Source organism: Intestinimonas timonensis, from assembly GCF_900626145.1.
Lineage (GTDB): Bacteria > Bacillota > Clostridia > Oscillospirales > Oscillospiraceae > Intestinimonas > Intestinimonas aquisgranensis.
Genome location: NZ_LR130816.1, coordinates 12,042 through 37,606, shown reverse-complemented (window position 1 = coordinate 37,606; position 25,565 = coordinate 12,042). Strand labels below are relative to the sequence as shown.

24 protein-coding genes are annotated in these 25,565 nt (G+C 65.0%); 20 read left to right on the top strand and 4 right to left on the bottom strand.

Annotated features, from left to right (window positions below):
• The first annotated feature begins 30 nt into the window (after positions 1 to 30).
• From E0E29_RS00185 to E0E29_RS00175, 3 genes are all read left to right on the top strand, one after another.
• Positions 31 to 1,503, top strand: coding sequence for a phosphate--AMP phosphotransferase (locus E0E29_RS00185; RefSeq protein ID WP_130848099.1), 1,473 nt, complete (start codon positions 31 to 33; stop codon positions 1,501 to 1,503).
• Between the two features lie 107 nt (positions 1,504 to 1,610).
• On the top strand, positions 1,611 to 3,500 hold the full coding sequence (locus tag E0E29_RS00180; RefSeq protein ID WP_130848098.1) for a S41 family peptidase: 1,890 nt from the start codon (positions 1,611 to 1,613) through the stop codon (positions 3,498 to 3,500).
• Positions 3,501 to 3,589: 89 nt separating this feature from the next.
• Entirely contained in the window at positions 3,590 to 4,615 is a 1,026-nt protein-coding gene (locus E0E29_RS00175; RefSeq protein ID WP_130848097.1) for a copper amine oxidase N-terminal domain-containing protein, read from the top strand.
• Positions 4,616 to 4,868: 253 nt separating this feature from the next.
• Here the strand turns inward: E0E29_RS00175 and E0E29_RS00170 are convergent, their stop codons facing one another.
• The 3 genes from E0E29_RS00170 to E0E29_RS00160 all read right to left on the bottom strand — a co-directional run bounded on the left by E0E29_RS00170 (position 4,869) and on the right by E0E29_RS00160 (position 7,731).
• Positions 4,869 to 5,663: an ABC transporter ATP-binding protein gene (locus E0E29_RS00170; RefSeq protein ID WP_130848096.1), complete on the bottom strand. Its 795-nt coding sequence runs from the start codon at positions 5,661 to 5,663 to the stop codon at positions 4,869 to 4,871.
• Positions 5,656 to 6,603 carry an ABC transporter permease gene (locus E0E29_RS00165; RefSeq protein ID WP_130848095.1) on the bottom strand — a complete coding sequence of 316 codons (948 nt, stop codon included), beginning with the start codon at positions 6,601 to 6,603 and terminating at the stop codon, positions 5,656 to 5,658. Before E0E29_RS00165 ends, E0E29_RS00170 begins: the two co-directional genes overlap by 8 nt.
• Positions 6,604 to 6,714: 111 nt before the next feature.
• Positions 6,715 to 7,731, bottom strand: coding sequence for an ABC transporter substrate-binding protein (locus E0E29_RS00160; protein ID WP_423202423.1), 1,017 nt, complete (start codon positions 7,729 to 7,731; stop codon positions 6,715 to 6,717).
• Positions 7,732 to 7,922: 191 nt separating this feature from the next.
• On the opposite strand from E0E29_RS00160, the gene E0E29_RS00155 reads away from it, so the two are divergent.
• From E0E29_RS00155 to E0E29_RS00140, 4 genes are read left to right on the top strand one after another with little or no spacing between them, the layout of a single operon-like run.
• Complete coding sequence (locus tag E0E29_RS00155) at positions 7,923 to 8,654, top strand: WecB/TagA/CpsF family glycosyltransferase (RefSeq protein ID WP_130848093.1); 732 nt, start codon at positions 7,923 to 7,925, stop codon at positions 8,652 to 8,654.
• Positions 8,651 to 9,319: a dTMP kinase gene (locus E0E29_RS00150; protein ID WP_130848092.1), complete on the top strand. Its 669-nt coding sequence runs from the start codon at positions 8,651 to 8,653 to the stop codon at positions 9,317 to 9,319. The genes E0E29_RS00155 and E0E29_RS00150 overlap by 4 nt, the downstream gene beginning before the upstream one ends.
• A 55-nt stretch (positions 9,320 to 9,374) precedes the next feature.
• A complete protein-coding gene (locus E0E29_RS00145) occupies positions 9,375 to 9,920 on the top strand; it encodes a DJ-1 family glyoxalase III (protein WP_130848091.1) in 546 nt (181 codons plus the stop codon).
• Complete coding sequence (locus E0E29_RS00140; RefSeq protein WP_130848090.1) at positions 9,898 to 10,494, top strand: 5-formyltetrahydrofolate cyclo-ligase; 597 nt, start codon at positions 9,898 to 9,900, stop codon at positions 10,492 to 10,494. Before E0E29_RS00145 ends, E0E29_RS00140 begins: the two co-directional genes overlap by 23 nt.
• Before the next feature lie 187 nt (positions 10,495 to 10,681).
• Here E0E29_RS00140 and E0E29_RS17935 read toward each other — a convergent pair whose 3' ends face one another.
• The gene (locus E0E29_RS17935; RefSeq protein ID WP_165449750.1) at positions 10,682 to 10,849 is read right to left on the bottom strand and encodes a hypothetical protein; all 168 of its coding nucleotides are present in this window, start codon (positions 10,847 to 10,849) and stop codon (positions 10,682 to 10,684) included.
• A 139-nt stretch (positions 10,850 to 10,988) separates the two neighbouring features.
• Here E0E29_RS17935 and mltG point away from each other — a divergent pair, with 139 nt between their 5' ends.
• The 13 genes from mltG to recG all read left to right on the top strand — a co-directional run bounded on the left by mltG (position 10,989) and on the right by recG (position 25,549).
• Positions 10,989 to 12,179, top strand: coding sequence for an endolytic transglycosylase MltG (gene mltG, locus E0E29_RS00135; RefSeq protein ID WP_130848089.1), 1,191 nt, complete (start codon positions 10,989 to 10,991; stop codon positions 12,177 to 12,179).
• Positions 12,180 to 12,233: 54 nt separating this feature from the next.
• Positions 12,234 to 13,448, top strand: a complete 1,215-nt coding sequence (locus E0E29_RS00130) for a peptidase U32 family protein (protein ID WP_130848088.1) — start codon at positions 12,234 to 12,236, stop codon at positions 13,446 to 13,448.
• A gap of 115 nt (positions 13,449 to 13,563) precedes the next feature.
• Entirely contained in the window at positions 13,564 to 14,154 is a 591-nt protein-coding gene (locus tag E0E29_RS00125) for a hypothetical protein (RefSeq protein WP_130848087.1), read from the top strand.
• A 57-nt stretch (positions 14,155 to 14,211) separates the two neighbouring features.
• Positions 14,212 to 14,760, top strand: coding sequence for a hypothetical protein (locus tag E0E29_RS00120; RefSeq protein ID WP_130848086.1), 549 nt, complete (start codon positions 14,212 to 14,214; stop codon positions 14,758 to 14,760).
• Positions 14,757 to 15,074 carry a hypothetical protein gene (locus E0E29_RS00115; RefSeq protein ID WP_130848085.1) on the top strand — a complete coding sequence of 106 codons (318 nt, stop codon included), beginning with the start codon at positions 14,757 to 14,759 and terminating at the stop codon, positions 15,072 to 15,074. The genes E0E29_RS00120 and E0E29_RS00115 overlap by 4 nt, the downstream gene beginning before the upstream one ends.
• A gap of 325 nt (positions 15,075 to 15,399) precedes the next feature.
• Positions 15,400 to 18,072: an alanine--tRNA ligase gene (alaS, locus tag E0E29_RS00110; RefSeq protein WP_130848084.1), complete on the top strand. Its 2,673-nt coding sequence runs from the start codon at positions 15,400 to 15,402 to the stop codon at positions 18,070 to 18,072.
• A gap of 2 nt (positions 18,073 to 18,074) precedes the next feature.
• On the top strand, positions 18,075 to 18,248 hold the full coding sequence (locus E0E29_RS00105) for a DUF4250 domain-containing protein (protein WP_130849023.1): 174 nt from the start codon (positions 18,075 to 18,077) through the stop codon (positions 18,246 to 18,248).
• Positions 18,249 to 18,278: 30 nt separating this feature from the next.
• Positions 18,279 to 18,617: a histidine triad nucleotide-binding protein gene (locus tag E0E29_RS00100; protein ID WP_130848083.1), complete on the top strand. Its 339-nt coding sequence runs from the start codon at positions 18,279 to 18,281 to the stop codon at positions 18,615 to 18,617.
• A 720-nt stretch (positions 18,618 to 19,337) separates the two neighbouring features.
• Entirely contained in the window at positions 19,338 to 19,556 is a 219-nt protein-coding gene (locus E0E29_RS00095; RefSeq protein WP_130848082.1) for a helix-turn-helix domain-containing protein, read from the top strand.
• Complete coding sequence (locus E0E29_RS00090; protein WP_130848081.1) at positions 19,549 to 21,801, top strand: DNA internalization-related competence protein ComEC/Rec2; 2,253 nt, start codon at positions 19,549 to 19,551, stop codon at positions 21,799 to 21,801. The genes E0E29_RS00095 and E0E29_RS00090 overlap by 8 nt, the downstream gene beginning before the upstream one ends.
• An 11-nt stretch (positions 21,802 to 21,812) precedes the next feature.
• Positions 21,813 to 22,874 (top strand): DNA polymerase III subunit delta, encoded by a 1,062-nt coding sequence (holA, locus tag E0E29_RS00085; RefSeq protein ID WP_130848080.1) that lies wholly within the window; start codon positions 21,813 to 21,815, stop codon positions 22,872 to 22,874.
• Positions 22,875 to 22,898: 24 nt separating this feature from the next.
• Positions 22,899 to 23,495: a ribonuclease M5 gene (locus E0E29_RS00080; protein WP_130848079.1), complete on the top strand. Its 597-nt coding sequence runs from the start codon at positions 22,899 to 22,901 to the stop codon at positions 23,493 to 23,495.
• Positions 23,486 to 25,549: an ATP-dependent DNA helicase RecG gene (recG, locus tag E0E29_RS00075; RefSeq protein ID WP_130848078.1), complete on the top strand. Its 2,064-nt coding sequence runs from the start codon at positions 23,486 to 23,488 to the stop codon at positions 25,547 to 25,549. Before E0E29_RS00080 ends, recG begins: the two co-directional genes overlap by 10 nt.
• Positions 25,550 to 25,565 lie beyond the last annotated feature (16 nt).

The window sequence follows — 25,565 nt, the reverse complement described above, 5'->3', positions numbered from 1 at the left end:
GGCCCGGATGGGTGAAAGGATGGGAGAACCATGCTGGAAAACGAGGAACGTCGTACACATACCAAGGACGAGCAAAAGGCGTGGAAGGCGGAGCGTAAGGAGCTGGAACTGGCCCTGGAGGCCCTCCAGCAGCCGCTGAAGGAGGCGTGCATCCCGGTGATGCTGGTCTTTGAGGGGTGGAGTGCCGCCGGCAAGGGGGCCGTCATCGCCCGGACTATTGCCCGGCTGGACCCCCGCAATTACCAGGTGCTCACCTTTGGCCCGGCCACCGACGAGGAGAAGCGCCGCCCCCTGCTGTGGCCCTTCTGGAAGGGGCTGCCGGCCAAGGGGCAGATCGCGGTGCTGGAGCGGAGCTGGTTTGGCCGGGCCCTGGAGCGGATGGAGGAGGAGCCGAAGGAGACGGCCCGACTGGTGGAGGAGATCAATATCTTCGAGCGGCAGCTGTGCGATGACGGCTACCTGGTTCTGAAATTTTTCCTCCACATCGGACAGACGGAGCAGCGCCGGCGGCTGGAGAAGCTGGCGGGGGACGACGACACCGCCTGGCGGGTCATCGACCGGGACTGGCGGCAGAACCGGGACTATGTGCGCCGCAGGGAAAAGCTGGACCTCCTTCTCCAGGCCACCAGTACCCCCCACGCCCTCTGGCACGTGGTGTGGAACGAGGAGAAGGGGAGCGGTCCTCTGGAGGTGCTGCGGACGGTAAAGGAGGCGCTCTCCGACGCACTGGCCCACGGCGTGCCCAAACCGGCTCCGGCGGAGCGGGCGCCCTGGCCCCTGCTGGAGATGCCCCGGCTGGGCCAGGTGGATCTGAGCCCCCGGCTCTCCGACGCCGACTACGACGACGCCCTCAAGAAGGAGAAAAAGCGCCTGAGCAAGCTCCACAGCCGCCTCTACCGGGAGAAGGTGCCGGTGGTCATCGGCTTTGAGGGCTGGGACGCCGCCGGCAAGGGGGGCGCCATCCGCCGTCTCTCCTGGGCCCTGGACCCCCGGGGCTTCGACGTGGTGCCCATCGCCGCCCCCACCAAGGATGAGCTGGACCGGCACTACCTGTGGCGGTTCTGGCGGCAGCTGCCCAAGGACGGCCACATCGTCCTCTTCGACCGGACCTGGTACGGCCGGGTCATGGTGGAGCGGCTGGAAAAGCTTACCCCGGAGGCGCGCTGGAGCATGGCCTACGACGAGATCAACGAGTTCGAGCGGAGTCTCACCCGCTGGGGGGCGGTGGTGCTGAAGTTCTGGCTCCACATCGACCCAGACGAGCAGCTCCGCCGGTTCCATGACCGGGAAAATACGCCGGAAAAGCGCTACAAGATCACCGACGAGGACTGGCGCAACCGGGAGAAGTGGCCGGCGTATGAGACGGCGGTGGACGAGATGCTTCAAAAGACTTCCACCGAATACGCACCCTGGATCATCGTGGAGGGAAACGACAAAAAATACGCCCGACTCAAGGTGCTGCGGACGGTGCGAAAGGCCCTGGAGGAGCGGCTGGATGGCTGAAGTCAAGGGGATGTTCCGTCTCCCTTTTGTAACCAACAGGAGGTGGACAGCCCCGGGCCGGGGTGCTACAATGGAATGACCTGATACGGCAAAGGAGAGCTTGACCCATGAAAACAAAACTGCCTGTACGCGCGGCGGCCCTTGGGCTGACGCTGACCCTGGCGCTGAGCCCCGTGGCCGGCGCCATCACGGTGGACGAGGCCCGGGATCTGCTCCGGGAGAACTACATCGACGAGATCCCCGAAGAGATCCTGTCCCTGCCCACCATCGAGGAGATCACCAACGCCCTGGGGGACCCCTATACCTATTACATGACGGCGGAGGAGTACGCCGACTTCCAGAGCGGTATGGATGGTACCAATGTGGTGGGCATCGGCGTGATGGTGGAGAAGACGGCTGACGGCCTGCTGGTGAGCAGCGTGGCCCCCGACTCCCCCAGCCAGGAGGCCGGACTGAAGACCGGCGACCTCATCGTGGCCGCCGACGGCACCACCATCCAGGAGGCCGGCTCTCCCGACGCCCTGGCCGCCCTCATCACCGGTGAAGCGGGAACGGAAGTTACCATCACCATCCTGCGGGACGACCAGGAGCTGAAGCTTACCATGACCCGGGAGGCGGTGGTCTTTCCCACTGTTACCGGCGAGGTGGTGGACGACCACATCGGCTGGCTGAGCTGCAACAGCTTTGGCGAGACCAGTGGGTCCTATTTTGAGGAGTACATCACCGCCGAGGACGAGGCCGCTGACCGCTGGGTGGTGGACCTGAGGAGCAACCCCGGCGGCTCTGCCATAGCGGTGATCCAGGCGGTGGGCTATGTCCTGGGCAACCATGATGTGGCCTACGTGGTAGACCGGCAGGGCAACCTGTCGGTGTGGCGGCCCAACCCCTTCCCGGTGGAGATCCCCGGCCTCATTCAGGAGCCCCTGGTGGTCCTGGTGGACGGCAACTCCGCCAGCGCCTCTGAGCTCTTTGCCGCCGCCATGCGGGATTACGGATACGGACTCATCATCGGTACCCGGACCTTCGGCAAGGGCATCGCCCAGAACGTTTTTGAGCAGCCCGACGGCTCCGCCTTCAAGATCACCACGGAGCGGTACTACTCTCCCAACTATGTGACCCCCGACCGCTCCGGCGTGCTGCCCCACCTGGTGGTGGACGCCAACCTGGCCGATGAGGTGGCCCGCCTGCTGTGCGGCACTGCTGAGGAGCAGGCCTCCGAGGACGTGCTGGTCCTCCAGCTGGCCGGCCAGACCTGGTATGTCCACCGGGATGAGGCGGTGAGCGAGGATTATGCTCCCGCCTTTGCTGAGCTCCTTTCCGCCATCGCCCCCAACACCCCCATGACGCTGGGCGGCAAGGCGGTCACCCCGGCGGAGGTCTCCGAGGCCTGGGGAGTGGATTATGTCTCCCGCTGGTTTGACGACGTGGCGGACTCCGTTTACGGCGATGAGATCAATACTCTGGCCTCCCTGGGGGTCCTCCTGGGCAACGAGAACGGCGACTTTGGACCTCAGGACCCGCTCACCCGGGGCGAGCTGGTGTCCATGATGGTCCAGGCCATGGGGTACTGGTGCTGGCAGAGCCAGGGCAGCGCCCCCTTCACCGATGTGGACCAGGAGGACTGGTACGCCACCGCTGTGGACATTGCCTATAACCTGGGTCTCATCCAGGGCAATGAGGATGGGGAGTTCCGGGCCGACGATCTGGTGGACCACCAGCAGTTTTTAACCATCCTGGCCCGGATGGGAGAGCGCTCCGACCTCTCCATTGAGCGCCGGTTGGAGCAGGTGACGGAGGAGGAGCTGGCGGCCAAGGCGGTGCAGGCCTATGACGCCTGGGCCCGGCCCTATGTGGTGACAGCGGAGGACCTGGGTTTCCTGGCGGTCCCTCTGGAGGAGCTGGACCCGACCGCCCCCACCACCCGTGAGGAGGCCGCCGTCATGCTCTACCGGATGCTGGACTACATCGGTATCCTCACTCCGGTGACGGAGGAATAATTTTTCGGGACAGACGAAAAAAGCGGGAACTATTTTCCACCTTCGTCGTCCAAGAAGGCAGAACCACTGAATAAGGAGGATCTTCCACCATGAAGCAGAAAAGAATCCTGACCGCCGCTCTGGCGGCGGTGCTGACGCTTTCACTGTCCGTGCCAGCCCTGGCAGCGGAGGCGCCCACTGCTCTCCCCATCTCTGCCGAGACTCCGACCTATGAGCTGGTCCAGCGGGGGGAGAATTTCCCCGTCCGGGTGTGGGGGACCGCCGTGGAGCTGGGTGACATGAGCCTCACCCTGGAAAACAGCAACGACAGCGACTCCTACCAGAAGGTCGTGGTCAACGTGGGGGAGGACACCCTCATCCTGGACGCCGTTACCGGCGAGGCCAAGACCTTTGATGACCTCCGCGCCGGGGAGGCCATCTACGCCTGGGTGGGGCCTGAGATGACCGACAGCCTGCCCCCCATCAGCACTGCCCGGGTCATCCTGTGCAGCATCCCCGCCGATTTCGGCGCGCCCAACTATGCTGAGGTGGAGACTGTCACCCAGACCGAGGACGGCGTGGATGTCTATATGAACAACGACGTGGTCCTCCACCTCACCGGCGACACCGAGTATCTGGTCGCCCCCGGCTGGGAGAAGGAGACTGTGAGTGCCGCTGACATCGTGCCCGGTACCCGCCTGCTCTCCTGGTACAGTGTCACCACCATGAGCCTGCCCGCCCAGGCCTCCCCCAGCAAGGTCATGGTCTTCCCCTCCGATTACGACGGCTGGGTGTCCACGAACGGCCTGGAGGTCACCATCAACGGCGAGACCCTGGCTCTGGAGGGCACCTCCGCCGCGAAGGTGGAGAATGGCCGCCTGATGGTGCCGGTACGGGCCGTGGCCGAGGCCCTGGGCTGTGAGGTGGCCTGGGAGCCCTATACCAACCAGGTTTCCGTCACCAGCGACGGCGTGGAACTCTACCACTTTGCCATCGGTGCGGACCAGGCGGTCAAGGGCGACGTCACCGTGGGCCTGGTCGCCTCTGCCGAGGCCGTGGACGGCGTCACCTTCATGGCACTGGATGATCTCATCGTCCTCCACAGCCTGAAGCTGTCTACCGGCTGGGCCGGCTGAATCCACAAATAGAAAAGCGCCCCCGGACCATTTGGTCCGGGGGCGCTTTTCTATTTGTTTTCAGCCCAGGAGGAGCTTGTCGTCGGCTTCATCCGATCTGCGGTATCCCCGGCCGGCCCGGAGCCGGCCGGGGACCCCGACTGCAATTTCATGGGCGGAAATGAATTCCGCCCATGAAAGGTTTTGCTGCGCAAAACGCTTGAACGGCGTGACCGCCGTCCCATCTGCGATGGGTCCCGCAAGGCCAGCGGCTTCAGCCCAGGAGGAGCTTGTCGTCAGCCTCGTCAGAGCCGCTGGCCTTGCTGAAGAGGGAGAGAAGCTGCTCCACGGTGAGGTTTTTCTTCTCCTCGCCGGAGACGTCCACCGCCACCCGGCCCTCATACATCATAATGAGGCGGTTGCCGTGGGCAATGGCGTCACGCATGTTGTGGGTGATCATCAGGGTGGTGAGCCTGTCCCGCTGGACGATCTTCTCCGTGGCGTCCAGCACCTTGGCCGCCGTCTTGGGGTCCAGGGCGGCGGTGTGCTCGTCCAGGAGGAGGAGCTTGGGCTTGACCAGGCTGGCCATGAGGAGGGTGAGGGCCTGGCGCTGGCCGCCGGAGAGGAGCCCCACCTTGGCGGTGAGCCGGTCCTCCAGGCCCAGGTCCAGGATTTTGAGGAGCTCCCGGTACTCCTTCCGCTCGCTGGCGGTGATGCCCGCCTTCAGGCCCCGGGGCTTGCCCCGGCGGGCGGCCAGGGCCAGGTTCTCCTCGATCTGCATGGTGGCGGCGGTGCCCATCATGGGGTCCTGGAAGACCCGGCCGATGTACTGGGCCCGCTTGTGCTCGGGCAGGCGGGTGACGTCGATGCCGTCGATGGCGATGGTGCCGGAATCCACCGGCCACACTCCGGCCACAGCATTGAGCAGGGTGGACTTGCCGGCGCCGTTGCCGCCGATGACGGTGACGAAGTCCCCGTCGGCCAGGGTGAGGGAGACCCCGTTGAGGGCCCGCTTTTCATTGATGGTGCCGGCGTTGAAGGTCTTGTAGATCTCTTTGAGCTCAAGCATTGCGCGCCGCCTCCTTTCGAGCCGTCTTGGTGAAGTACTTGCCCTTCCAGTAGGGGATGGTGAGGAAGAGGGCCACCACCACGGCGGAGAGCAGCTTCAGGTCGGTGGACTCCAGGCCCAGCCGGAGCACAAACTGGAGCACGATGTAGTAGATGATGGAGCCGATGACGGCGGAGAGCAGCTTGAGGGCGAAGTTGATGAACACCTTGCCCAGGAGCACCTCGCCGATGATGACGGCGGCCAGGCCGATGACGATGGCGCCGCGGCCCATATCCACGGTGGAGCTGCCCTGGTACTGGGCCAGCAGACCGCCGGAGAGGGCCACCAGGCCGTTGGAGACCACCAGACCCAGCACCTTGGCGGTGTTGGTGTTGATGCCCTGGGCCCGGGCCATGTTGGGGTTGGCGCCGGTGGCCCGGAGGGAGCAGCCCAGCTCGGTGCCGAAGAACCAGTAGAGGACGGCGATGACCACCACGGTGAGGACGGCCAGCAGCAGCAGGGGGTTGCGCAGACTCATCTCACGGATGTAGCGGGAGGAGACCAGCAGGGACTGCTTGTCCACGCTGAGGGCCAGGGTGGCCTTGGTGCTGGCGCCGCTGCCGATGGCCATGATGCGCAGGTTGATGGAGTAGAGGGCCAGCTGGGTCAGGATGCCGGAGAGGATGGCGGGGATGCCGCAGGCGGTGTGGAGCAGCCCGGTGACCAGACCGGCCAGCATACCGGCGATGAAGGCCATGAGGAGGGCCAGCCAGGGGTTGAGCCCCATGGTGATGCCCAGGGCGGCCACCGCGCCGCCGGTGGCCAGGGAGCCGTCCACGGTCAGGTCGGCGATGTCCAGGATTCGGAAGGTGATGTACACCCCGATGGCCATGATGCCCCAGGCCAGACCCTGTCCGAAGGCGCCGGGCATGGAGTTGAGGAAAGAGAGCAGGAAGTCCATAAGTCGATACCTCCAAAAGGTGGATTTTCGCCGCGGGCGGGAAACGCGCAAAAACAGCGGAGGCACAGAGCGCCCCGCTGTTTTTGCGATTTTAGAAGGGGGAAGAGAGGATCAGGCGATGGGCTCGTAATCCGCGGGCATGGTGAGGCCCAGGGCCTCGCAGTTGGCCGCGTTGTACATCTTGGTGACGTTGGGGGCGTACTCCACAGGCATGGTGGAGATGTCGGCCTCGCCGGTGAGGATCTGGGCGGCCATCTCGCCGGTCTTGTAGCCGATATCGTAGTAGCTGATGGACAGGGTGGCCACGCCGCAGCCGGAGCAGATGCCGGACTCACCGGCGATGACGGGCACGCCGGCGGGGATGACCACGTTGGCGATGGTCTCGGTGTTGGCGGCAGCGGTGTTGTCGGTGGGGATGTAGATGACGTCGGAGTTGTCACAGGCGGTCTGGGCCACGGAGGACAGGTCGTTCACGTCGGTGAAGGCGTACTGCGCGCAGGTGTAGCCCATATCCTCCAGATAGCCCTGGATGGTCTCCACCTGGTAGACGGAGTTGGGCTCGCCGGAGCAGTAGAGGAGACCCACGTTGGTGGCATCGGGGAAGAGCTCCTGGAGCATGGCGGCCTGCTGGTCCAGGGGAGCCAGGTCGGAGGTGCCGGAGATGTTGCCGCCCACGGTGCCGGTCCAGTTGTCAATGGAGAGGGCGGTGGCGTAGTCGGTGACGGAGGTGCCCAGGATGGGGATGTCGGCGGTGGCGGAGGCGGCGGCCTGGAGAGGATAGGTGGCGTTGGCCAGAATGAGGTCCACGCCCTCGGAGACGAAGCCGTCCATGATGGTGCCGCAGTTGGCGTACTCGCCGCCGGCGTCCTGCTCTTCGAAGGTCACCTGGCCGGGCAGCAGCTCATTGAGAGCGTCCTTGAAGCCCTGGGTGGCGGCGTCCAGCGCCTCATGGGTCATCTGCTGGCAGATGCCCACCGTGTAGGAGGCGGTGCCCACGGCGGGGGTGCTGCTGTCCGGGGCGGGGGTGGAGCTGGTGCCGGAGGTACCGCCGCAGGCGGCCAGAGACAGGACCATGGCACTGGCCGCAGCCAGAGAGGTCACTTTAGACAAAACGTTCATGCTTCTCATCCTTCCGATTCGTGCAAATGCAGTACTTCACTGCTTTTTTGCGCTAAAGTATTGTCTGTATTATAGTCTCTTTTCCAGAAATGTCAATGCTTAATTTTTCATAAAGATGGGTGGGAAAGCCAGGTTCCGATAGACTTTTGGCCTTCCCTGTGGTATGATGGCTGAGAATGATGAAAATGGAGGCATGTGCCTTGCGGACAGAGATCATGGGGGTCGGCTTTGACGACCTGACCCTGGACGAGGCGGCCAGCGCGGCCGCCGGGATGATAGACGCGGGGGGGTTCCACTATGTGGTGACCCCCAACCCGGAGCTGGTGGACCGGGCACGGCGGGAGGAGCCTTTCCGGCAGGCCCTCAACGGGGCGGACCTGGTGCTCCCCGACGGCATCGGCGTGGTGTACGCCGCCAAGATCCTGGGCCGGAGCCTGAAGGGCCGCTGCCCCGGCATCGACTTCGCCGGGAAGCTCATGGAGCACATGGCGAAAACCGGCCTGCGGCTCTACCTGCTGGGTGCCAAGCCCGGCGTGGCCGAGGCCGCCGCCGCACGGCTGGAGGCCAGATACCCCGGCCTCACCATCTGCGGCACCCACGATGGCTATTTCAAGGAGGACGCCCCTGTGGTGGAGGCCATCCGGGCGGCGGAGGCCGACGTGGTCTTTGTCTGTCTGGGCGCGCCCAAGCAGGAATACTGGATGGTGAAAAACGGCCCCGCCACCGGCGCCCGGCTCATGGCCGGCCTGGGCGGAAGCCTGGACGTCTTTGCCGGCGTGGTGGAGCGGGCGCCGGAGTCCTGGCAGAAGCTGGGCCTGGAGTGGCTCTACCGCCTCAAAAAGGAGCCAAAGCGCATCGGCCGCATGGCCCGGCTGCCCCTCTTCCTGGTGGCCGCCCTGGGCGAGCGGGGAAAGGCGGGGAAGCGGGCATGAAGGGCAGGCTCATCGTGCTGGAGGGCACCGACGGGTCGGGCAAGTCCACCCAGTTCTCCCTCATGTGCCGCCGGATGGAGGAGGCGAAGAAGCCCTTCCACCGCATCGTCTTTCCCCAGTATCGGGAGCCCTCGTCGGCCCTGGTGCGGATGTACCTGGGGGGCGAGTTCGGGTCCCATCCCGATGACGTGAACGCCTACGCCGCCTCCACCTTCTACGCGGTGGACCGGTACGCCTCTTATAAAAAGGTGTGGGGGGCAGACTACGAGGGGGGCGGACTCATCCTGGCCGACCGCTATACCACCTCCAACGCCGTCCACCAGACCAGCAAGCTGCCGGAGGAGGCATGGGCGCCCTTCCTGCGCTGGCTGTTCGACTTTGAGTATGACAAGCTGGGGCTGCCCGCCCCCGACCTGGTCCTCTATCTGGACATGCCCACTGATCGGGCGGTGGAGATGCTCCGCCGCCGGGAGGGGGAGACCCACACCACCGGCGACATCCACGAGGTGGATACCGATTACCTCCGCCGCTGCCGGGCGGCGGCTCTGGCCGCCGCCGGACTGTGCGGCTGGGAGCGGATCTCCTGTGTGGATGAGCAGGGGGCGGTGCGCCCGCCGGAGGACATCCATCAACAGATCTGGGACCGGGTCAGCGCCCTGCTGTGACAGGCCCCATCACGTATCATTTTGATAGATTCGAATATTTGGAGGAGAATGATCCATGGTATATATTCTGCTGGGAGAGGGATTTGAAGAGGCCGAGGCCATCGTCCCCGGCGACCTGCTGCGGCGGGCCGGTGTGGACGTGGCCTATGTGGGCCTGGAGGGCCTTGCGGTGAAGGGGAGCCACGGCATCACCGTCACCGCCGATATGACCCTGGAGCAGGTGAAGGAGGAGGACATGGAGATGCTGGTGCTGCCCGGCGGGCTGGGCGGCGTGGCCTCCATCCAGATGGACCTCTTCGCCACCGCCCTCATCCAGAAGGCCCGGGACAGGGGCTGCTGGCTGGCGGCCATCTGCGCCGCCCCCTCCATCCTGGCCCACATGGGCATGCTGGACCGTCGCCCCGTCACCTGCCACCCCTGCGTGTGGGAGGAGATGGGCTCCGCCGCTGTGGACCGGGAGGCCCAGGTGGTGGTGGACGGAAAGTTCGTCACCGGCCAGGCCGCCGGTGCCGCCTTCCCCTTCGGACTGAAGCTGGTGGAGGTGCTCAAGGGCGCCGAGGCGGTGGACAAGGTCCAGAATGGTATCCTGTACCGGAGCTAAGGCCGCCCTGCGGAGGACCGTCCGGGCCCAGGCGGCGGCCATGACCGCCAACCAGCGCCGGGAGAGCGACGAGCCCCTGTTCCGGCGGTTCCTGGCCCTGCCCTGGACGGCGGAGGCGGAGACGCTGCTGCTCTTTTACGGCGTGGGTACCGAGCCGGACACCGGCCGCCTGCTCCCCGAACTATGGCGGCTGGGAAAGCGGGTGTGCCTGCCCAAATGCCTGCCCGGCCGGGCTATGGAGGCCCGTCTGGTCCGGAGCGGCGACGACCTGCGGCCCGGGGTGTTCGGTATCCCGGAGCCACTGGATGCCTGTCCCACGGTGGACAAGAGGGAGATCGATCTCATTTTGGTCCCTGCCCTCTGCTACGATTTGTCCTGCCGACGGCTGGGACAGGGGGGCGGGTACTATGACCGCTACCTGGCCGATTACGGCGGCCGGACGGTGGGTCTGTGCCGGGAGGGCCTCCTTCAAAAGGAGCTGCCTGTGGAGGAGCATGACCGGGCCGTAGACCTGGTGCTGACGGAGAAGCGCGGGCTGGAGGGCCCGTCCCATATTCTGACGAACAGACGCTGAGGAAAGACCACAGCCCTTGCCGCAGCGGGGGAGTGAGAGGGGGCGGCAGCCCGCCTCGCGTGGGATCGAATGCCCTGCCTGAAGGTGACGGAAAAGGAACGGCATTTTTAAAGGGCGGAGCCCAAAGGCTCCGCCCCGGAGGGACACTGTGGGTTTCTAAGTAGGCCGGGGAGGCAGTGGGGCGGACTCAGCAGCAGGGATCGCAGCCGCAGCTGTTGTTGTTGCCGCAGCCGCAGCCACAGCCGTTGTTGTTATTGTTGCAGCCGCAGCCGCAGCTGTTCCCGCCGCCGCAGCAGCAGCACACCAGGATGAGGATCAGGATGATCCAGCAGCAGCTACCATTGTTACCGAACATGAACGACACACCTCGTTTTCAGAGTTTGGAGGCGCCGCCGGCGGAAGACCGGGGCTTTTGCCCTCCAACTGGCCTATTCTATGAGGCGGGACCGCCATTGGTTCCCCGATGGAGCAAACCGGAAGGAGAAAAACTGCCTATGTCACAAGAGGAAAGAAGAAGCTCCGGCGGAAGGCGCGAGCAGCCCCGGGAGCGGAGCGAGCGCCCCGCCACCCGGAGACGGCGGAAGAAGAAGGGCTTCAGCCTGCTGGGCACCCTGCTGTACGTGGCCTTTGTCATCGGCATCTCCACCCTGCTGGCGGCGGTGGGCTGGGTGGCGGCCAACGACGTGCTGGCCCTCAACAAGGCCGAGCACTCCGCCATCATCACCCTCCCCGAGGACATCTTTACCGAAAAGGAAGTGACGGTGAAGACCGACGAGGGTAGCGAGACCAAGACCATTGAGGTGGTGGACCTGGACTATGTGGCCGACCAGCTCAAGGAGAACGGCATCATCGAGTTCAAGCTGGTTTTCCGGCTCTTCTCCCTCTTCTCCAACGCTGAGGAGAAGATGGCCCCCGGCACCTACCAGCTGGACACCGATATGGACTACCGGGCCATCGTCACCAACCTGGGCTCCAACTCGGCCAGCCGCCAGATGGTCACCGTCACCATCCCCGAGGGCTACACGGTGGACCAGATCTTCCAGCGCCTGGAGGAGAACGGTGTCTCCACGGTGGAGAAGCTCCGGGACATGGCGGCCACCCACGACTACGCCTTCTCCTTCCTTCAGGAGATCCCACTGGGGGATTACCACCGGCTGGAGGGCTACCTGTTCCCCGACACCTATGAGTTCTATATGGGCGAAGACCCCAAGACGGTCATCAACAAGATGCTGGTGAACTTCGACCGCCGTTTCACCGACGAGATGCGGGCGGAGGTCCAGGAAAAGGGGTACACCGTCCGGGAGATCGTCATCATCGCCTCCATGATCGAGCGCGAGACCGACGGCAATGACCGGGCCACCATCGCCTCGGTCATCTACAACCGGCTCAACAACCCGAATGCCGGGACGCAGGGCTATCTGCAGGTGGACGCCACCCTGGTCTACGCCCTGGGCCGCACCATCACCTCGGCGGACTATACCGCCGACACGCCCTATAACACGTATACCAACAAGGGGCTGCCCCCCGGACCCATCTCCAACCCCGGCCTGGCCTCCATCAAGGCCGCCATAGAGCCGGAGAGCACCAACTATTACTACTACGCCCTGGGCAGCGACGGCACCCACTCCTTCTTCCAGAGCCTGGAGGCGCAGCAGAACTTCATCGCCCAGCAGCGGGGCAATTAAACACTGGGGCGGCCGCCTTTGGGCGACCGCCCTTTTGACAGGAGGAACAAGGGAATGAGCATCGAGCTATTGGCCCCGGCGGGGGACATGGAACGCCTGCGCATGGCGGTGGCCTACGGCGCCGACGCGGTGTACCTGGCGGGCAGCGACTTCGGCATGCGGGCCTTTGCGGGCAACTTTGACCGAAAAGGGCTCCGGGAGGCGGTGGAGCTGTGCCACAGCCGGGGGGTGCGGGTCCATGTGACCTGCAACACTATGCCCCGGTGCGACGAGGCAGACCGGCTGCCGGAGTGGCTGGAGTATCTGGACAGCGTGGGTGTGGACGCGGCCATCATCGCCGACCTGGGGGTCTTCCGCATGGCCCAGAAGTACGCGCCCCACCTCCAGCTCCACATTTCCACCCAGGCCGGCGTCACCAACCACGCCGTGGCCCAGGCCTGGTACGACCTGGGGGCCAGCCGGGTCATCCTGGCCCGGGAACTCTCCCTGGAGGAGATCCGCACCATCCGGGCCAAGACCCCTAAGGAGCTGGAGATCGAGGCCTTCGTCCACGGGGCCATGTGTGTGAGCTACTCGGGGCGGTGCCTGCTGTCCAACTACATGACCGGCCGGGATGCCCAGCGGGGCATGTGCGCCCAGCCCTGCCGCTATAAGTACGCCCTGGTGGAGGAGAAGCGGCCCGGGGAGTATTTCCCTGTCTATGAGGAGAACAATGAGACCTTCATCATGAACAGCCGGGACATGTGCATGATCGACCACCTGTCCGACCTGGTGGAGGCCGGTCTCAGCTCCTTGAAGATCGAGGGGCGGGCCAAGTCGGCCTACTACGCCGCCGTGGTCACCGGGGCCTACCGCCATGGGCTGGACGCCGCCCTGGCTGGGAGGCCCCTGGACCCGGTGTGGCGCGCCGAGCTGGACAAGGTCTCCCACCGGCCCTACTCCACCGGCTTCTACTACGGACAGCCGGGCCAGTACACCGGTGACGCCCGTTACATCCGGGACTACCAGGTGTGTGCTGTGGTGGAGACCTGCTCCCCCGATGGCACCGCCGTTCTCTCCCTGCGGAACAAGTTTTCCGACGGGACCCAGGTGGAGCTCCTGGCCCCTGGTTTGGACCCCATGACCTTTGCGGTGCCGGAGATGACCGACATGGACGGTCTTCCCCTCCTGGAGCCAAAGAAGCCGGAGATGCGTTTCAAAATGCGCCTGCCCCGTCAAGTAAAACCCCTGTCCATCCTTCGCCGCCAGGTGGATTTGAGCCCACAATAGTTCTGCACAAAAACTAGGGCTGGAAATCCCAATATTTTGTGCTATAATATTGTCTGCTGAATCGGGGGACCGGCATTTTAGGCCGGTCACACCTAAGAAGGAGGGACGATCTGCCATGAAGCGGCTGCTGCGGCCTATTTTGCTGGAATTCTGCCGGAGCCATCTGATCCTGACGGCGGTCGTCTCTCTCCTCACTGTCCTCGCCCTGACGGCGAGCGGTCTGCTGGGCCTGGGGAACGCTGTGCGGGATATTCTGCCCTTCCCGCTCCAGGGAGCAGCATCAGAGCTGAGCGGCACACTGCCCGCCCTGATCCCCATGATCCTGGGGCTGGTGGCCTACCTTCCCGCCGGGCGCTTCACCCGCAAGCGGAACCTTCTGCCCCGCCCTGACGTGGAGGAGGCCCTCCTGCTGCTGCTGGTGCCTGCCGCTGCCTTCTGGCTGCTGCTGGCTCTGGCCTACCTCATCCCCCACGGTACTGGACTGCTGGTGGCCGCCATGCTTCTCAACTGTCCCGCCTACGGACTTTTCAGCCTGCTGGCCCAGTTCCTGGGCTGGGGGAGCGGTGGCTCCTTGTGGGCAGTTTACGTAGGGGGGCTGGTTACCGGTCTCCTGCCTCCTCTGCTCTACCTGATGGGCAGCTACCTCCCCATCGCCGCCCTGGATCGGGAGGAGGACTTGGACGAGGAATTTATTGAAAAACAATAAAAATAGATTGACTTTCAATAACGACGGTGATACGATACCCTTGAAAGGGGTGATCGTATGGCGAAGCATACCTCCCTCCGCGCCCGGTTCCTGGGCTTCGCGGGGGGACATTTTGTGCTCTCCGCCCTGGGGACGACGGTGGCCTTTGCCATGTTCGGGGCCGCGGAGGGGGGCGCGGGACTGCTGGGGCCGCTGTGCGCCCTGCTGATGCTGCTCTATGTGCCCGCCGGAGCCTTTGCCGCCTTCCTGCTGAATTGGGAGCGGCCTGCGGTCCGGGAGTGGTTCCGGGCGGTGGCCCTGGTGGGCGGGATCGCCTGCCTGTGGGGCTTCGGCGGTTTTGCCCTGTGCTTGACGGAGCCCACATCTCTGTTTGGCTTCTGTCTGCTGATGTCCACGGCGTTCCTGGCCAGCCCGTCGTTCTGCCTCATGTTCCTGGTGGTGATCCAGCTACTGGAGGTCAACAGCCTCGGCTGGGCCCTTTTGTGGTTTCCCGCCATTGCTGTTGCTGCCCTGCTGCCCCCGGTGCTCTTTTTTCTGGGGACGATACTGGCGCCTGATCGGCGGCCGTCTCCCGACATGAACTCGGAGGGAGGTGAGGACGTATGAACTGGACGCTGAGCTGGCTATTTTTTGGAGCCGCGGCCTTTCTGCTGGCACTGCTCTGCCTGGGACGGGCCATCGCCGGGAAGGAGAGAGGCTGGGCCTTGCTCCTCTATGGGAGCCTGGCCTGCGGTGTGCTGTCCCTTCTGGAGGAATACCGCGCGGCAGTAAACTGGGTCCGTTGGGAGGATTGGTCGGCCCTCATGGATGTGCTGCCCAATGTGGAACCCATTCTGACGGCGGCGGTGCTTACTGGCCTGGGTCTGGATTTGGCGGCTGTGCTAATCTATGAGAGGCGGAAAAGCGAAAAAACCAGTTGACAATGCCCCGAAAAGTGATAAAATAAAACAGCTTAAAAGGGCAAGGACGAAGCCAAGCGGGCCACGCCGCGACGAGCGAGAGGGGACGGTGAGAGCCCTCCGCGACACGGACCCGCACGCCACTTCACCAGCCGCCCGGGAGGACCGGGACGGATCATCCCCGTTACAGGATGGAATGAGATGCGCTTTTTCAACAAAGCGTAATCAGGGTGGTACCGTGGAAATGCTTTTCCGCCCCTGGCCGATGCCGGGGGCGGTTTTTCTTTTCCCGCCGCCGGGACCAGTGAGTCGCAATATAAAATGAAGATAAACGGAGGTAATACCCATGCCCACCAAGCCTTACGGCCTGAACGAGCTGCGCGAGATGTTCCTGAAGTTCTTTGAGACCAAGGGACACCTGCGTCTGCCCAGCTTCTCCCTCATCCCCCAGAACGACGCCAGCCTGCTGCTCATCAACTCCGGTATGGCGCCCATGAAGCCCTTCTTCACCGGGGAGCAGGAGCCCCCCCGCCACCGTGTGACCACCTGCCAGAAGTGCATCCGCACCGGCGACATCGAGAACATCGGTCACACCGCCCGTCACGGCACCTACTTTGAGATGCTGGGCAACTTCTCCTTCGGCGACTACTTCAAGACCGAGGCCATTCATTGGGCCTGGGAGTTCCTGACCAGCCCCGAGTGGGTGGGCCTGGACCCCAACCGCCTCTATCCCTCCGTCTTTGCCGGCAACGAGACCACTCCCGCCGACGACGCGGCCTTCCGCATCTGGAACGAGGAGATCGGCATCCCCGCCGAGCGCATCTTCAAGTTCGGCAAGGAGGACAACTTCTGGGAGCACGGCTCCGGTCCCTGCGGCCCCTGCTCCGAGATCTACTACGACCGCGGCGAGCAGTGGGGCTGCGGCAAGCCCGGCTGCACCGTGGGCTGCGACTGCGACCGCTATATCGAGGTCTGGAACGTGGTGTTCTCCCAGTTCGACAACGACGGTGAGGGCCACTACACCGAGCTCAAGCAGAAGAATATCGACACCGGTATGGGCCTGGAGCGTCTGGCCTGCGTGTGCCAGGACGTGGCCTCCCTGTTCGACGTGGATACCGTCATGAACATCACCAACAAGGTGTCTGAGATCACCAACGCCCACTACGGTGAGACCGCCGCCAAGGACGTCTCTCTGCGCGTGATCACCGACCACATCCGCTCCGCCACCTTCATGATCTGCGACGGCGTGCTGCCCAGCAACGAGGGCCGGGGCTACGTGCTCCGCCGCCTGCTCCGCCGGGCCGCCCGCCACGGCAAGCTGCTGGGCGTCAACGAGCCCTTCCTCTATGAGGTGTGCGACACCGTCATCCACGAGAACGAGGGCCACTACCCCGAGCTGCGGGAGCGCCAGGACTATATCACCAAGGTCATCCGCACCGAGGAGGAGAACTTCGCCCGCACCATCGACGGCGGCATGAAGATCTTCAACGACCTTCTTTCTGAGCACAAGGCCAAGGGAGAGACCGTCTTCTCCGGCGCCGACGCCTTCAAGCTCTACGACACCTACGGCTTCCCCATCGACCTCACCATCGAGATGGTGGAGGAGCAGGGCATGACCGTGGACCAGGACGGCTTCAAGGCCCTCATGCAGGAGCAGAAGGAGCGTGCCCGGAAGGCCCGTGAGGCCCTGGGCGACCTGGGCTGGGCCGGCGTGGAGTTCGGCAAGGACGTGCCCGAGACCGAGTTTGTGGGCTATGCCAACACCGCTGTGGGCGACGCCAAGGTGGTGGCCCTGGTGGTGGAGAACGAGCAGGCCGAGGAGCTCATGCCCGGCGTGGAAGCCATCGTGGTCCTGGATAAGACCCCATTCTACGCTGAGATGGGCGGCCAGGTGGCCGATCACGGCACCATCACCGCCGGCGACGCCGTCTTTACCGTCACCGACGTGCAGAAGAACAAGGGCGGCAAGTATATGCACTATGGCAAGCTGACCGGCGGCGTCCTGAAGCTGGGCGACACCGTCTCCGCTGCCATCGACGTGAAGCGCCGGAAGGCCGTCATGCGTGCCCACTCCGCCACCCACCTGCTGGATAAGGCCCTGCGCACCGTGCTGGGCGACCATGTGCAGCAGGCCGGCTCCCTGGTGGAGGAGGACCGCCTCCGCTTCGACTTCACCCACTTCTCCGCCATGACCGCCGAGGAGCTGGGTAAGGTCTCCGCCATGGTCAACGAGGCCGTGCTGGAGGGCTACGACATCCACACCGATGTGCTCCCCATCGAGGAGGCCAAGAAGCGGGGCGCCATCGCCCTCTTCGGCGAGAAGTACGGCGACACCGTCCGTGTGGTGGACATGGGCGAGGGCTACTCCGTGGAGTTCTGCGGCGGTACCCACCTGGACAACACCGCCAAGGTGGGGGTGTTCCACATCTCCAGCGAATTCTCCGTGGCCAGCGGTGTCCGCCGCATCGAGGCCACCACCGGCCTTGCCTCCCTGGAGGTCATGAACCGGAACCAGGAGATGCTCTTCCAGGCCGCCGCCGCCCTGAAGGCCAAGCCCGGCGAGCTGCGTGAGAAGGCCGTCCAGAACATGGAGGAGCTCAAGGAGCTGCGCCATGTGGTGGAGGTCTTCAAGGCCAAGGAGGCCGTCAGCGAGGCCGGTCAGTTCCTCATGGGCGCCAAGGAGGTGGGCGGCCTGAAGGTGGTCACCGCCACCCTGGCCGACGCCGATTCCGACCGCCTGCGCAAGATGGGCGACTTCCTCCGTGACAAGAGTCAGTCTGTGGTGGCCGTGCTCTCCGCCGTGAAGGACGGGAAGATCACCTTCCTGGCCGTCTGCGGCAAGGATGCCGTTCAGAAGGGCGTGAAGGCTGGCGACCTCATCAAGCACGTCACCGCCATCTGCGGCGGTAAGGGCGGCGGCAAGCCCGACTCCGCCATGGGCGGCGGCACCGATGTCCTCAAGCTGGACGACGCCCTGGCCACCGTGGACGACTTTGTGTCCGGAAAGCTGGGGCTGTGAGCATGCTGCCCCAGGACCCCATGATCCTGTACAGCGTGGTCAACGCCAGGCTCCGGGACACCTATTCCGATTTGGAGTCCTTCTGCGATGACCACGACACCACACCGGAAGCCCTCTGCGCCGCCCTGGCGGCCACCGGCTTCACCTATTATCCAGAGCTCAATCAGTTTCGATAGAGAGCAGCGTGTGAAAGGAGGTTTCTGCACATGAGCGATTGTCTGTTCTGCAAGATCGCGGCAGGGGAGATCCCCTCCAACAAGGTGTATGAGGACGAGACCGTCTACGCCTTCTACGACATCGACCCCCAGGCGCCCACCCACTTCCTGGTGATCCCCAAGACCCACATCGGCTCCGTGGCCGAGGTGACCCCGGAGAACGCCACCGTGGTGGCCCACATCTTCGCCGTCATCTCCAAGGTGACCAAGGACCTGGGCCTGGAGAGCTACCGGGTGGTCTCCAACATCGGCGAGCAGGCTGGTCAAAGCGTCTACCATCTGCACTTCCACGTGCTGGGCGGACGGGACATGACCTGGCCTCCCGGCTGATCGCATACACCCATCGCCATCCCCCGGCGGCTATGCCGCCGGGGGATGGTTTTTCCTGTCGATGGTTCCCCAGCCCCCCGGGCACCGGCGGCGTTACGGAGTAAGCCGACGGTGCGAATAACGTAACGATAGAAGAGCCCCGGGGGGTACATCCAATAGGGGGGCCGCGGCCCCCCTGTGCTTGGTCGTTTTAAGGGGAGGATTGTCAAGGAGGGGGAAATCGAAATCCCCCTCCTTGACTGACTCTTTCGCCCCTTTCTGGTCATTCAGAAAGGGGCCCGCCGGAGGCCGTTCCCCATCGGAGATGGTCGCAAAATGATTTTCTTCTGAACAAAAGTGATTTCTGTTTGCGGTGTTGTCCACCCTGCAGGGGGCGTTCCTTTCTGCCTGTGCAGAAAGGAACCAAAGACACCCCAGAGAGGGGGGATTCCGATTTCCCCCCTCTCTGGGCTCTCCCCCTTGAAACGGCCAACACAGGGGGGAGCTGCGGCTCCCCCCTATTGGATGTACCCCCCAAGTCTTCTATTGCTACGCTGCTTGCACCGTCGGCTTACTTCGTAACGCCGCCGGTGCTCGGTGCGTAGGGTCGGATGTCCCATCTGGTGGCTGGAGGAGAGATTTTACCCTTGATTGAAACCCTATAAATGGTAAAATAGAACCGTATGGTTCTGAACCACCTGTGAAAACCTACCGTATGGTAGTGTTGAACGGGTGATAGGAATGTATTTTAGACGACTGGCAGATACGCGCGTTGACAAGGATCTGAAACAGAAGGAAGTAGCGGCGATCCTGGAGATGAGTCCGGAGGTCTACCGCCGGTATGAAAAGGGCCTGCGGGAGATCCCGGTATGGGCCCTCATCAAGCTGGCAGACTACTACCAGACCTCCACCGACTACCTGCTGGGCCGCACCGACGACCCCTCGGCGCCCCGTGCGTAAGCTGGCGGCGGTGGCCGCCGGCTTTGCCGCGGCGGTTTTTCTGAGCTGCCGGGGGCTGTGGGTACTCGCCCTGCTCCTGCCTCTGCCGGCCCTCCTGAAACGGGAGGACCGGTGGCGCCGCTGCGCCCTGGTGTGCCTGGGCGTGGCGGCGGGACTTACCTGGACGGCGGGCTATAACGCCCATTTTCTGGGTTCTGCCCGGGAGCTGGACGGCGTCCCGAGCACCTTCACCGCTGCCGTTACCGACTGGCCCTATGAGACCAGCTATGGCGCAGGGGTGGAGGCAAAGGTGACGCTGGAGGACGGCATGGTCCTCCGGGCGACAATCTACGGCGACAGTGAGAAACTCATGGACCTGCGCCCCGGCGACGCCCTCACGGTGACGGCGGAGTGGTCCGGTCCGCCCCAGACTGCCACGGAGAGTTGGACCTGGCGCCTCTCTCAGGGCATCCACCTGACGGGGAGCGTGAAGGCGCTGGAGGTCCGGCGGCCGGAGACGGTCCCTCTGTGGGCCCTGCCCGCCCACTGGTCACAGGCCGTCAAGGAGGCCGTGGCTGCCGCCTTCCCGGCGGAGAGCGCCGGGCTGGTCACCGCCCTCCTCACCGGCGATACCTCTGGCCTGGCCCAGGGGGACTATAACGCCCTCCGGCGGGCGGGGCTGGCCCACGCCGTGGCGGTGTCGGGGCTCCATATGAGCTTTCTGGTCCAGCTGGCGGTGGCCTTTACCGGCAGCCGCTACCGCCGCCGCACCGCTCTGGTGGTGCTGCCGCTGATGGTGTGCTACGCCCTGGCCGTGGGGTGTACCCCCTCGGTGGTCCGGGCCGCTGTTATGAACGGCCTGCTGCTGTTGGGACCTCTGCTGGGCCGGGAGAACGATTCCCCTACCAGCCTCTCTCTGGCCCTGCTGCTCCTCCTGCTCCAGGACCCCTGGGCCTCGCAGAGTGTGAGCCTTCAGCTCTCCTTTGCCTCGGTGGCGGGCATCCTGGCCTTCTCCGGGCGGGTGCGGGACTATGTGACCGGGTTCTTTCCGACGCCGGAAAAGAAAGAAAACCAGAAGCACGGCCCGCTCCGCCGGCTGGGCTGGTGGGCGGCTGGCTCTCTGGGGGTCACCGTGGGCGCCCTGGCCTTCACCGTGCCCCTGCTGGTGTGGTACTTTGGCAGTCTCTCGGTGATCTCCCCGGTGTCCAACCTGCTGTGCCTGCCCCTTTTGCAGCTCACCTTCCAGGGCGGGCTGCTCACCGCCCTGGTCCAGCTCCTGCTCCCCGCCGTGGGGACGGCCCTGGGTCAGGTGGTGGGGCTGCTGCCCCGGCTGGTACTGTGGCTGGTCCGGAACTTGGCCGCCGCCCCCTTCGCCTCTGTGACGACGGTGGGACCCTACCTGATGGGCGGCCTGGCCACGGTCTATCTGCTGTGGCTCTGCTACCTGGGATTGAAGGGCCCGCACCGGCCTCTGGTGCCCCTGTGCTGCTCAGCCATCGTGCTCGTCACCGCCCTGGTGCTCAACCACGCCGCCTATTGGGCGGGGAGCCTCACCATGACGGTGCTGGACGTGGGTCAGAGCCAGTGTGTGGTGCTCCGCTGCGGAGACCGGGTGGCGGTGGTGGACTGCGGCAGCACCGGCGAGGACGCCGGGGATATCGCCGCCGGCTACCTGAGCACCATGGGCATCAAACGGGTGGACCTGCTGGTGCTCACCCACTGCCACAACGACCACGCCAACGGGGTGGCCACCCTCATGGACCGGCTGGAGGTGTCCAATCTGGCTGTCCCCCAGGTCATCGACCCACCGGAGCTTCAGACCGCTCTCCTGAACGTGGCGGAGGAGCGGAACATCCCGGCGCTGATGGTGTGGGACGATGTGACGTTGGCGTTCGGGGACGCCGTGCTCACCCTGTACGGTCCGCTGGGCAGCGGCGACACCAACGAGGAGGGCCTGAGCCTGCTGTGTGAGACGGCGGACTTCTCCGCCCTCATCACCGGGGACATGGACCAGGTGGTGGAGGGACGGCTGGTGAAGTACGGAAACCTGCCGGACATCGATGTGCTGCTGGTGGGCCACCACGGTTCCAAGTACGCCGCCTCCGACCTGCTGCTGGAGACGGTGACGCCGGAGACGGCAGTGGTCTCCTGCGGCTACAATACCTACGGCCATCCCGCCCCGGAGACCCTGCTCCGGCTGAGCGAGGCGGGCTGTGACATCTACCGCACCGACTTACAGGGAAACGTCACCATCACGGTGAGATAAGGAGGTCCTTTATGGCCAAGACCAACAACGCCGACGCCGCGGCGGTCAAACAGCTCAAAAGCGACCTGTCCGCCGGGACGCTGGGACAGCTCTACATCTTCCACGGGGAGGAGGCCTATCTCCGGGACTTCTACCTGGGGCAGATGAAGAAAAAGCTGCTCCCCGGCGGCATGGAGGCCTTCAACCTCCACACCTTCCAGGCCAAGGAGTGCGACCCCAAGGCCCTGGGGCAGGTCATCGACTGCCTGCCCATGATGAGTGAGCGCACCATGGTGGTGGTCTACGACTACGACCTCTTCAAGGCGCCCGCCGAGCAGCGGGAGGCCATGGCCGCCCTCTTTTCCGACCTGCCGGACTACGTCTGCCTGGTCTTTGTCTACGACCTCATCGAGTACAAGCCAGACGCCCGCACCAAGCTGGCCGCCGCAATCAAGGCCCACGGCATGGCGGTGAAGTTCACCCGTCAGGAGCAGGGGGATCTGGTGGACTGGATCCGCCGCCGGTTCAAGGCCCTGGACCACGACATCGACTCCGAGCTGGCCCGGTACCTCATCTTCCTGTGCGGAGACCTGATGACGGGCCTCATCTCGGAGATCGGCAAGATCGGCGCCTACGCCCAGCACCGGGCGGTGACCCGTGCCGACATCGACGCCGTGGCCATCCCCCAGCTGGACGCGGTGGTATTTCAGCTTACCGACGCCATCGCCGCCGGGGACTTTGACAAGGCCTCGTCGGTGCTCTCCGACCTCCTCCACATGGGGGAGCCGCCCATCAAGCTCCTCTCGGTGCTGGGGCGGCAGCTGCGGCAGCTATACTCCGCCCGGCTGGCCATGGAGGAGCGGAAGGGGGCGGGCTACCTGGTGGAGCTGTGGGGCATGCGCTCGGCCTACCCTGCCCAGAAGCTCATGGACGCCGCCCGGCGGTTCGACCGGAATTGGTGCCGGTGGGCGGTGGTCCAGGCGGCGGAGACAGACCTTGCCATGAAGTCCCAGGCGGGGGCCGACGGGGAGGAGCTCCTCATCGACCTCATTCTGAAGCTGGCCAACCGCCCGCCCAAGACGGGCATCGCGTAACAAGAAAAGGAAGGAGTCCGGGGGATGCTGCACATACAGGAGGCCATCGTGGTAGAGGGCCGCTATGACAAAAACACCCTCTCTCAGGTGGTGGACACGGTGATCCTGGAGACCGCCGGCTTCGGGGTGTTCAAAAATCAGGAGCTGGTGGCCCTGCTGCGGCGGCTGGCGGAGGAGCGGGGGCTCATCGTGCTCACCGACTCCGACGGGGCGGGCTTCCTCATCCGCAGCCGCCTCAAAAGCGCCCTGCCCAAGGACCGGGTGAAGCACGCCTACATCCCCGACGTCTACGGCAAGGAGCGGCGTAAGCGGACTCCCGGCAAGGAGGGCAAGCTGGGGGTGGAGGGCATGTCCCCGGCGGTGCTGGAGGAGGTTCTCCGCCGGGCGGGGGCCACCTTTCTGGAGGAGCCGGCCAGCGGAAGTGTGCCCAAAGAGGCCATCACCAAGGCCGACCTCTACCTGCTGGGACTCTCTGGTACCCCCGACTCCGCCCAGCGCCGGAGCGCCCTGCTCAGGCATCTGGACCTTCCTGAGCACATGAGCGCCAACGCTCTGTTGCCGGTGCTCAATGCCCTCTACGACCGGGAGTCCTTTCTGGAGGAGGCGGAGTCATGGATGTGAACACCCCTCTGCGGGAGCTCCCCGGGGTGGGGGAGGCCCGGGCCAAGGGCCTGGAAAAGCTGGGTCTCCGGGTGGCCGGGGACCTGGTGGGCTACTTCCCCAGGAGCTACGAGGACCGGCGGCAGGTCTATGCCATCGCCGAGGCTCCGGTGGGGGAGCTGTGCTGTGTCCGGGTCATGGCGGCGGAGGAGCCCCGGCGCATGCGCATCCGAAGGGGCCTGGACGTGACGAGGCTCAAGGTGGTGGACGGAACCTCCGCCATGCTGGTGACCTTCTTCAATCAAGGCTATGTCCGCCAGGCCCTCCACCGGGGGGAGGAGTACATCCTCTACGGCCGGGTGGAGCTCATGGGCATCCACCGGCAGATGACAAACCCCCAGTTCGAGGGGGCGGAGCGGCCCTGGGCCTGCGGGCGCATCATGCCGGTCTACCCCCTGACGGCGGGGATCACCAACCACCTCCTGGCCGGGCTGGTGGAGCGGGCCCTCCGGGAGCTGCCGCCCCCGGCGGAGACCCTGCCTGACAGCTTGCTGGCCCGGCACCGTCTGGCCCCGGCGGCGGAGTGCTGGCGGAGCATCCACTTTCCCGCCGATGAGGCCGCCCTGGACGCCGCCCGGCGGCGCTTTGCCTTCGAGGAGCTCTTCTACCTCTCCCTGGGCCTGGCCCTGCTGCGGGAGCGGCGGAGCCGGGGGCGAGGCCCCGGCTTCGGGGAGACGGACCTGGAGGGCTTTTATCAGCTGCTGCCCTTCACCCTGACGGGGGCGCAGAGACGGGCCCTGGAGACGGCCGCCGCCGACCTGGCCCTCCCCCGGCCCATGAACCGGCTGGTACAGGGCGACGTGGGCTCGGGCAAGACGGCGGTGGCCGCCGGCTGCGCCTGGCTGGCCGTCCGCTCCGGCTGGCAGTGCGCCATGATGGCCCCCACCGAGATTTTGGCCGAGCAGCACGCCAAGACCCTCTCCGCCATGCTCGCCCCCGCCGGCATCGAAGTGGGGCTCCTCACCGGTTCCATGAAGGTGTCCGAGAAGCGGAAGGTCCTGGCCGCATTGGAGTCGGGGGCGCTTCCCTTTGTGGTGGGCACTCACGCCCTTCTCTCCCAGGGAGTGGCCTTTCACCGGCTGGGGCTGGTCATCACCGACGAACAGCACCGCTTCGGAGTGGAGCAAAGAGCGGCCCTGGCCGCCAAGGCGGGGGGCGAGGAGGATTTTTCGCCCAACGTGCTGGTCATGTCTGCCACCCCCATCCCCCGGACCCTGGCCCTCATCATCTACGGGGACCTGGATGTGTCTGTCATCGACGAGCTGCCCCCGGGCCGGATGCCGGTGAAAACGGTGCTGGTGGGGGAGAGCAAGCGGCAGCGGATGTACGGCTTTGTCCGGGACCAGGTGAAGGAGGGACGGCAGGTCTACATCGTCTGCCCCGCTGTGGAGGAGAACCCGGATGGGGCCTGGGACCTGAAGGCGGTGACCGAGTATGCCCGGGTGCTGGGGGAGCAGGTCTTTCCAGACTTGCATGTGGGCTTAGTCCACGGCCGCATGAAGGCAAAAGAGAAGGAGGCCGCCATGGCCGCCTTTACCGCCGGGGAGACCCACATCCTGGTGTCCACCACCGTCATCGAGGTGGGGGTGGACGTGCCCAACGCCAGCCTCATCATCATCGAGAATGCCGACCGGTACGGCCTCTCCCAGCTCCATCAGCTCCGGGGCCGGGTGGGCCGGGGAAAGCACCAGTCCTGGTGCGTGCTGGTTAGCGACAACCGCAGCCCGGACACCCGGGCCCGGCTGAAGGTCCTCACCCAGACCAACGACGGCTTCAAGATTGCCGAGGAGGACCTGAAGCTCCGGGGTCCCGGCGATTTCTTTGGGGAGCGGCAGCACGGCCTGCCCGCCCTGCGGGTGGCCGACCTGGAGACCGACACCCGGGTCCTCAAGGAGGCCCAGGAAGCCGCCGCTGAGCTGCTGGCGGCCGATCCGGAGCTCACGGAGCTGGAACACCGTCCCCTGCTGGAGAAGGTGCGGCGGCTGTTTGAAGAGGACCCGGACCGATTCAATTAAGAAGACAGAATGGAGA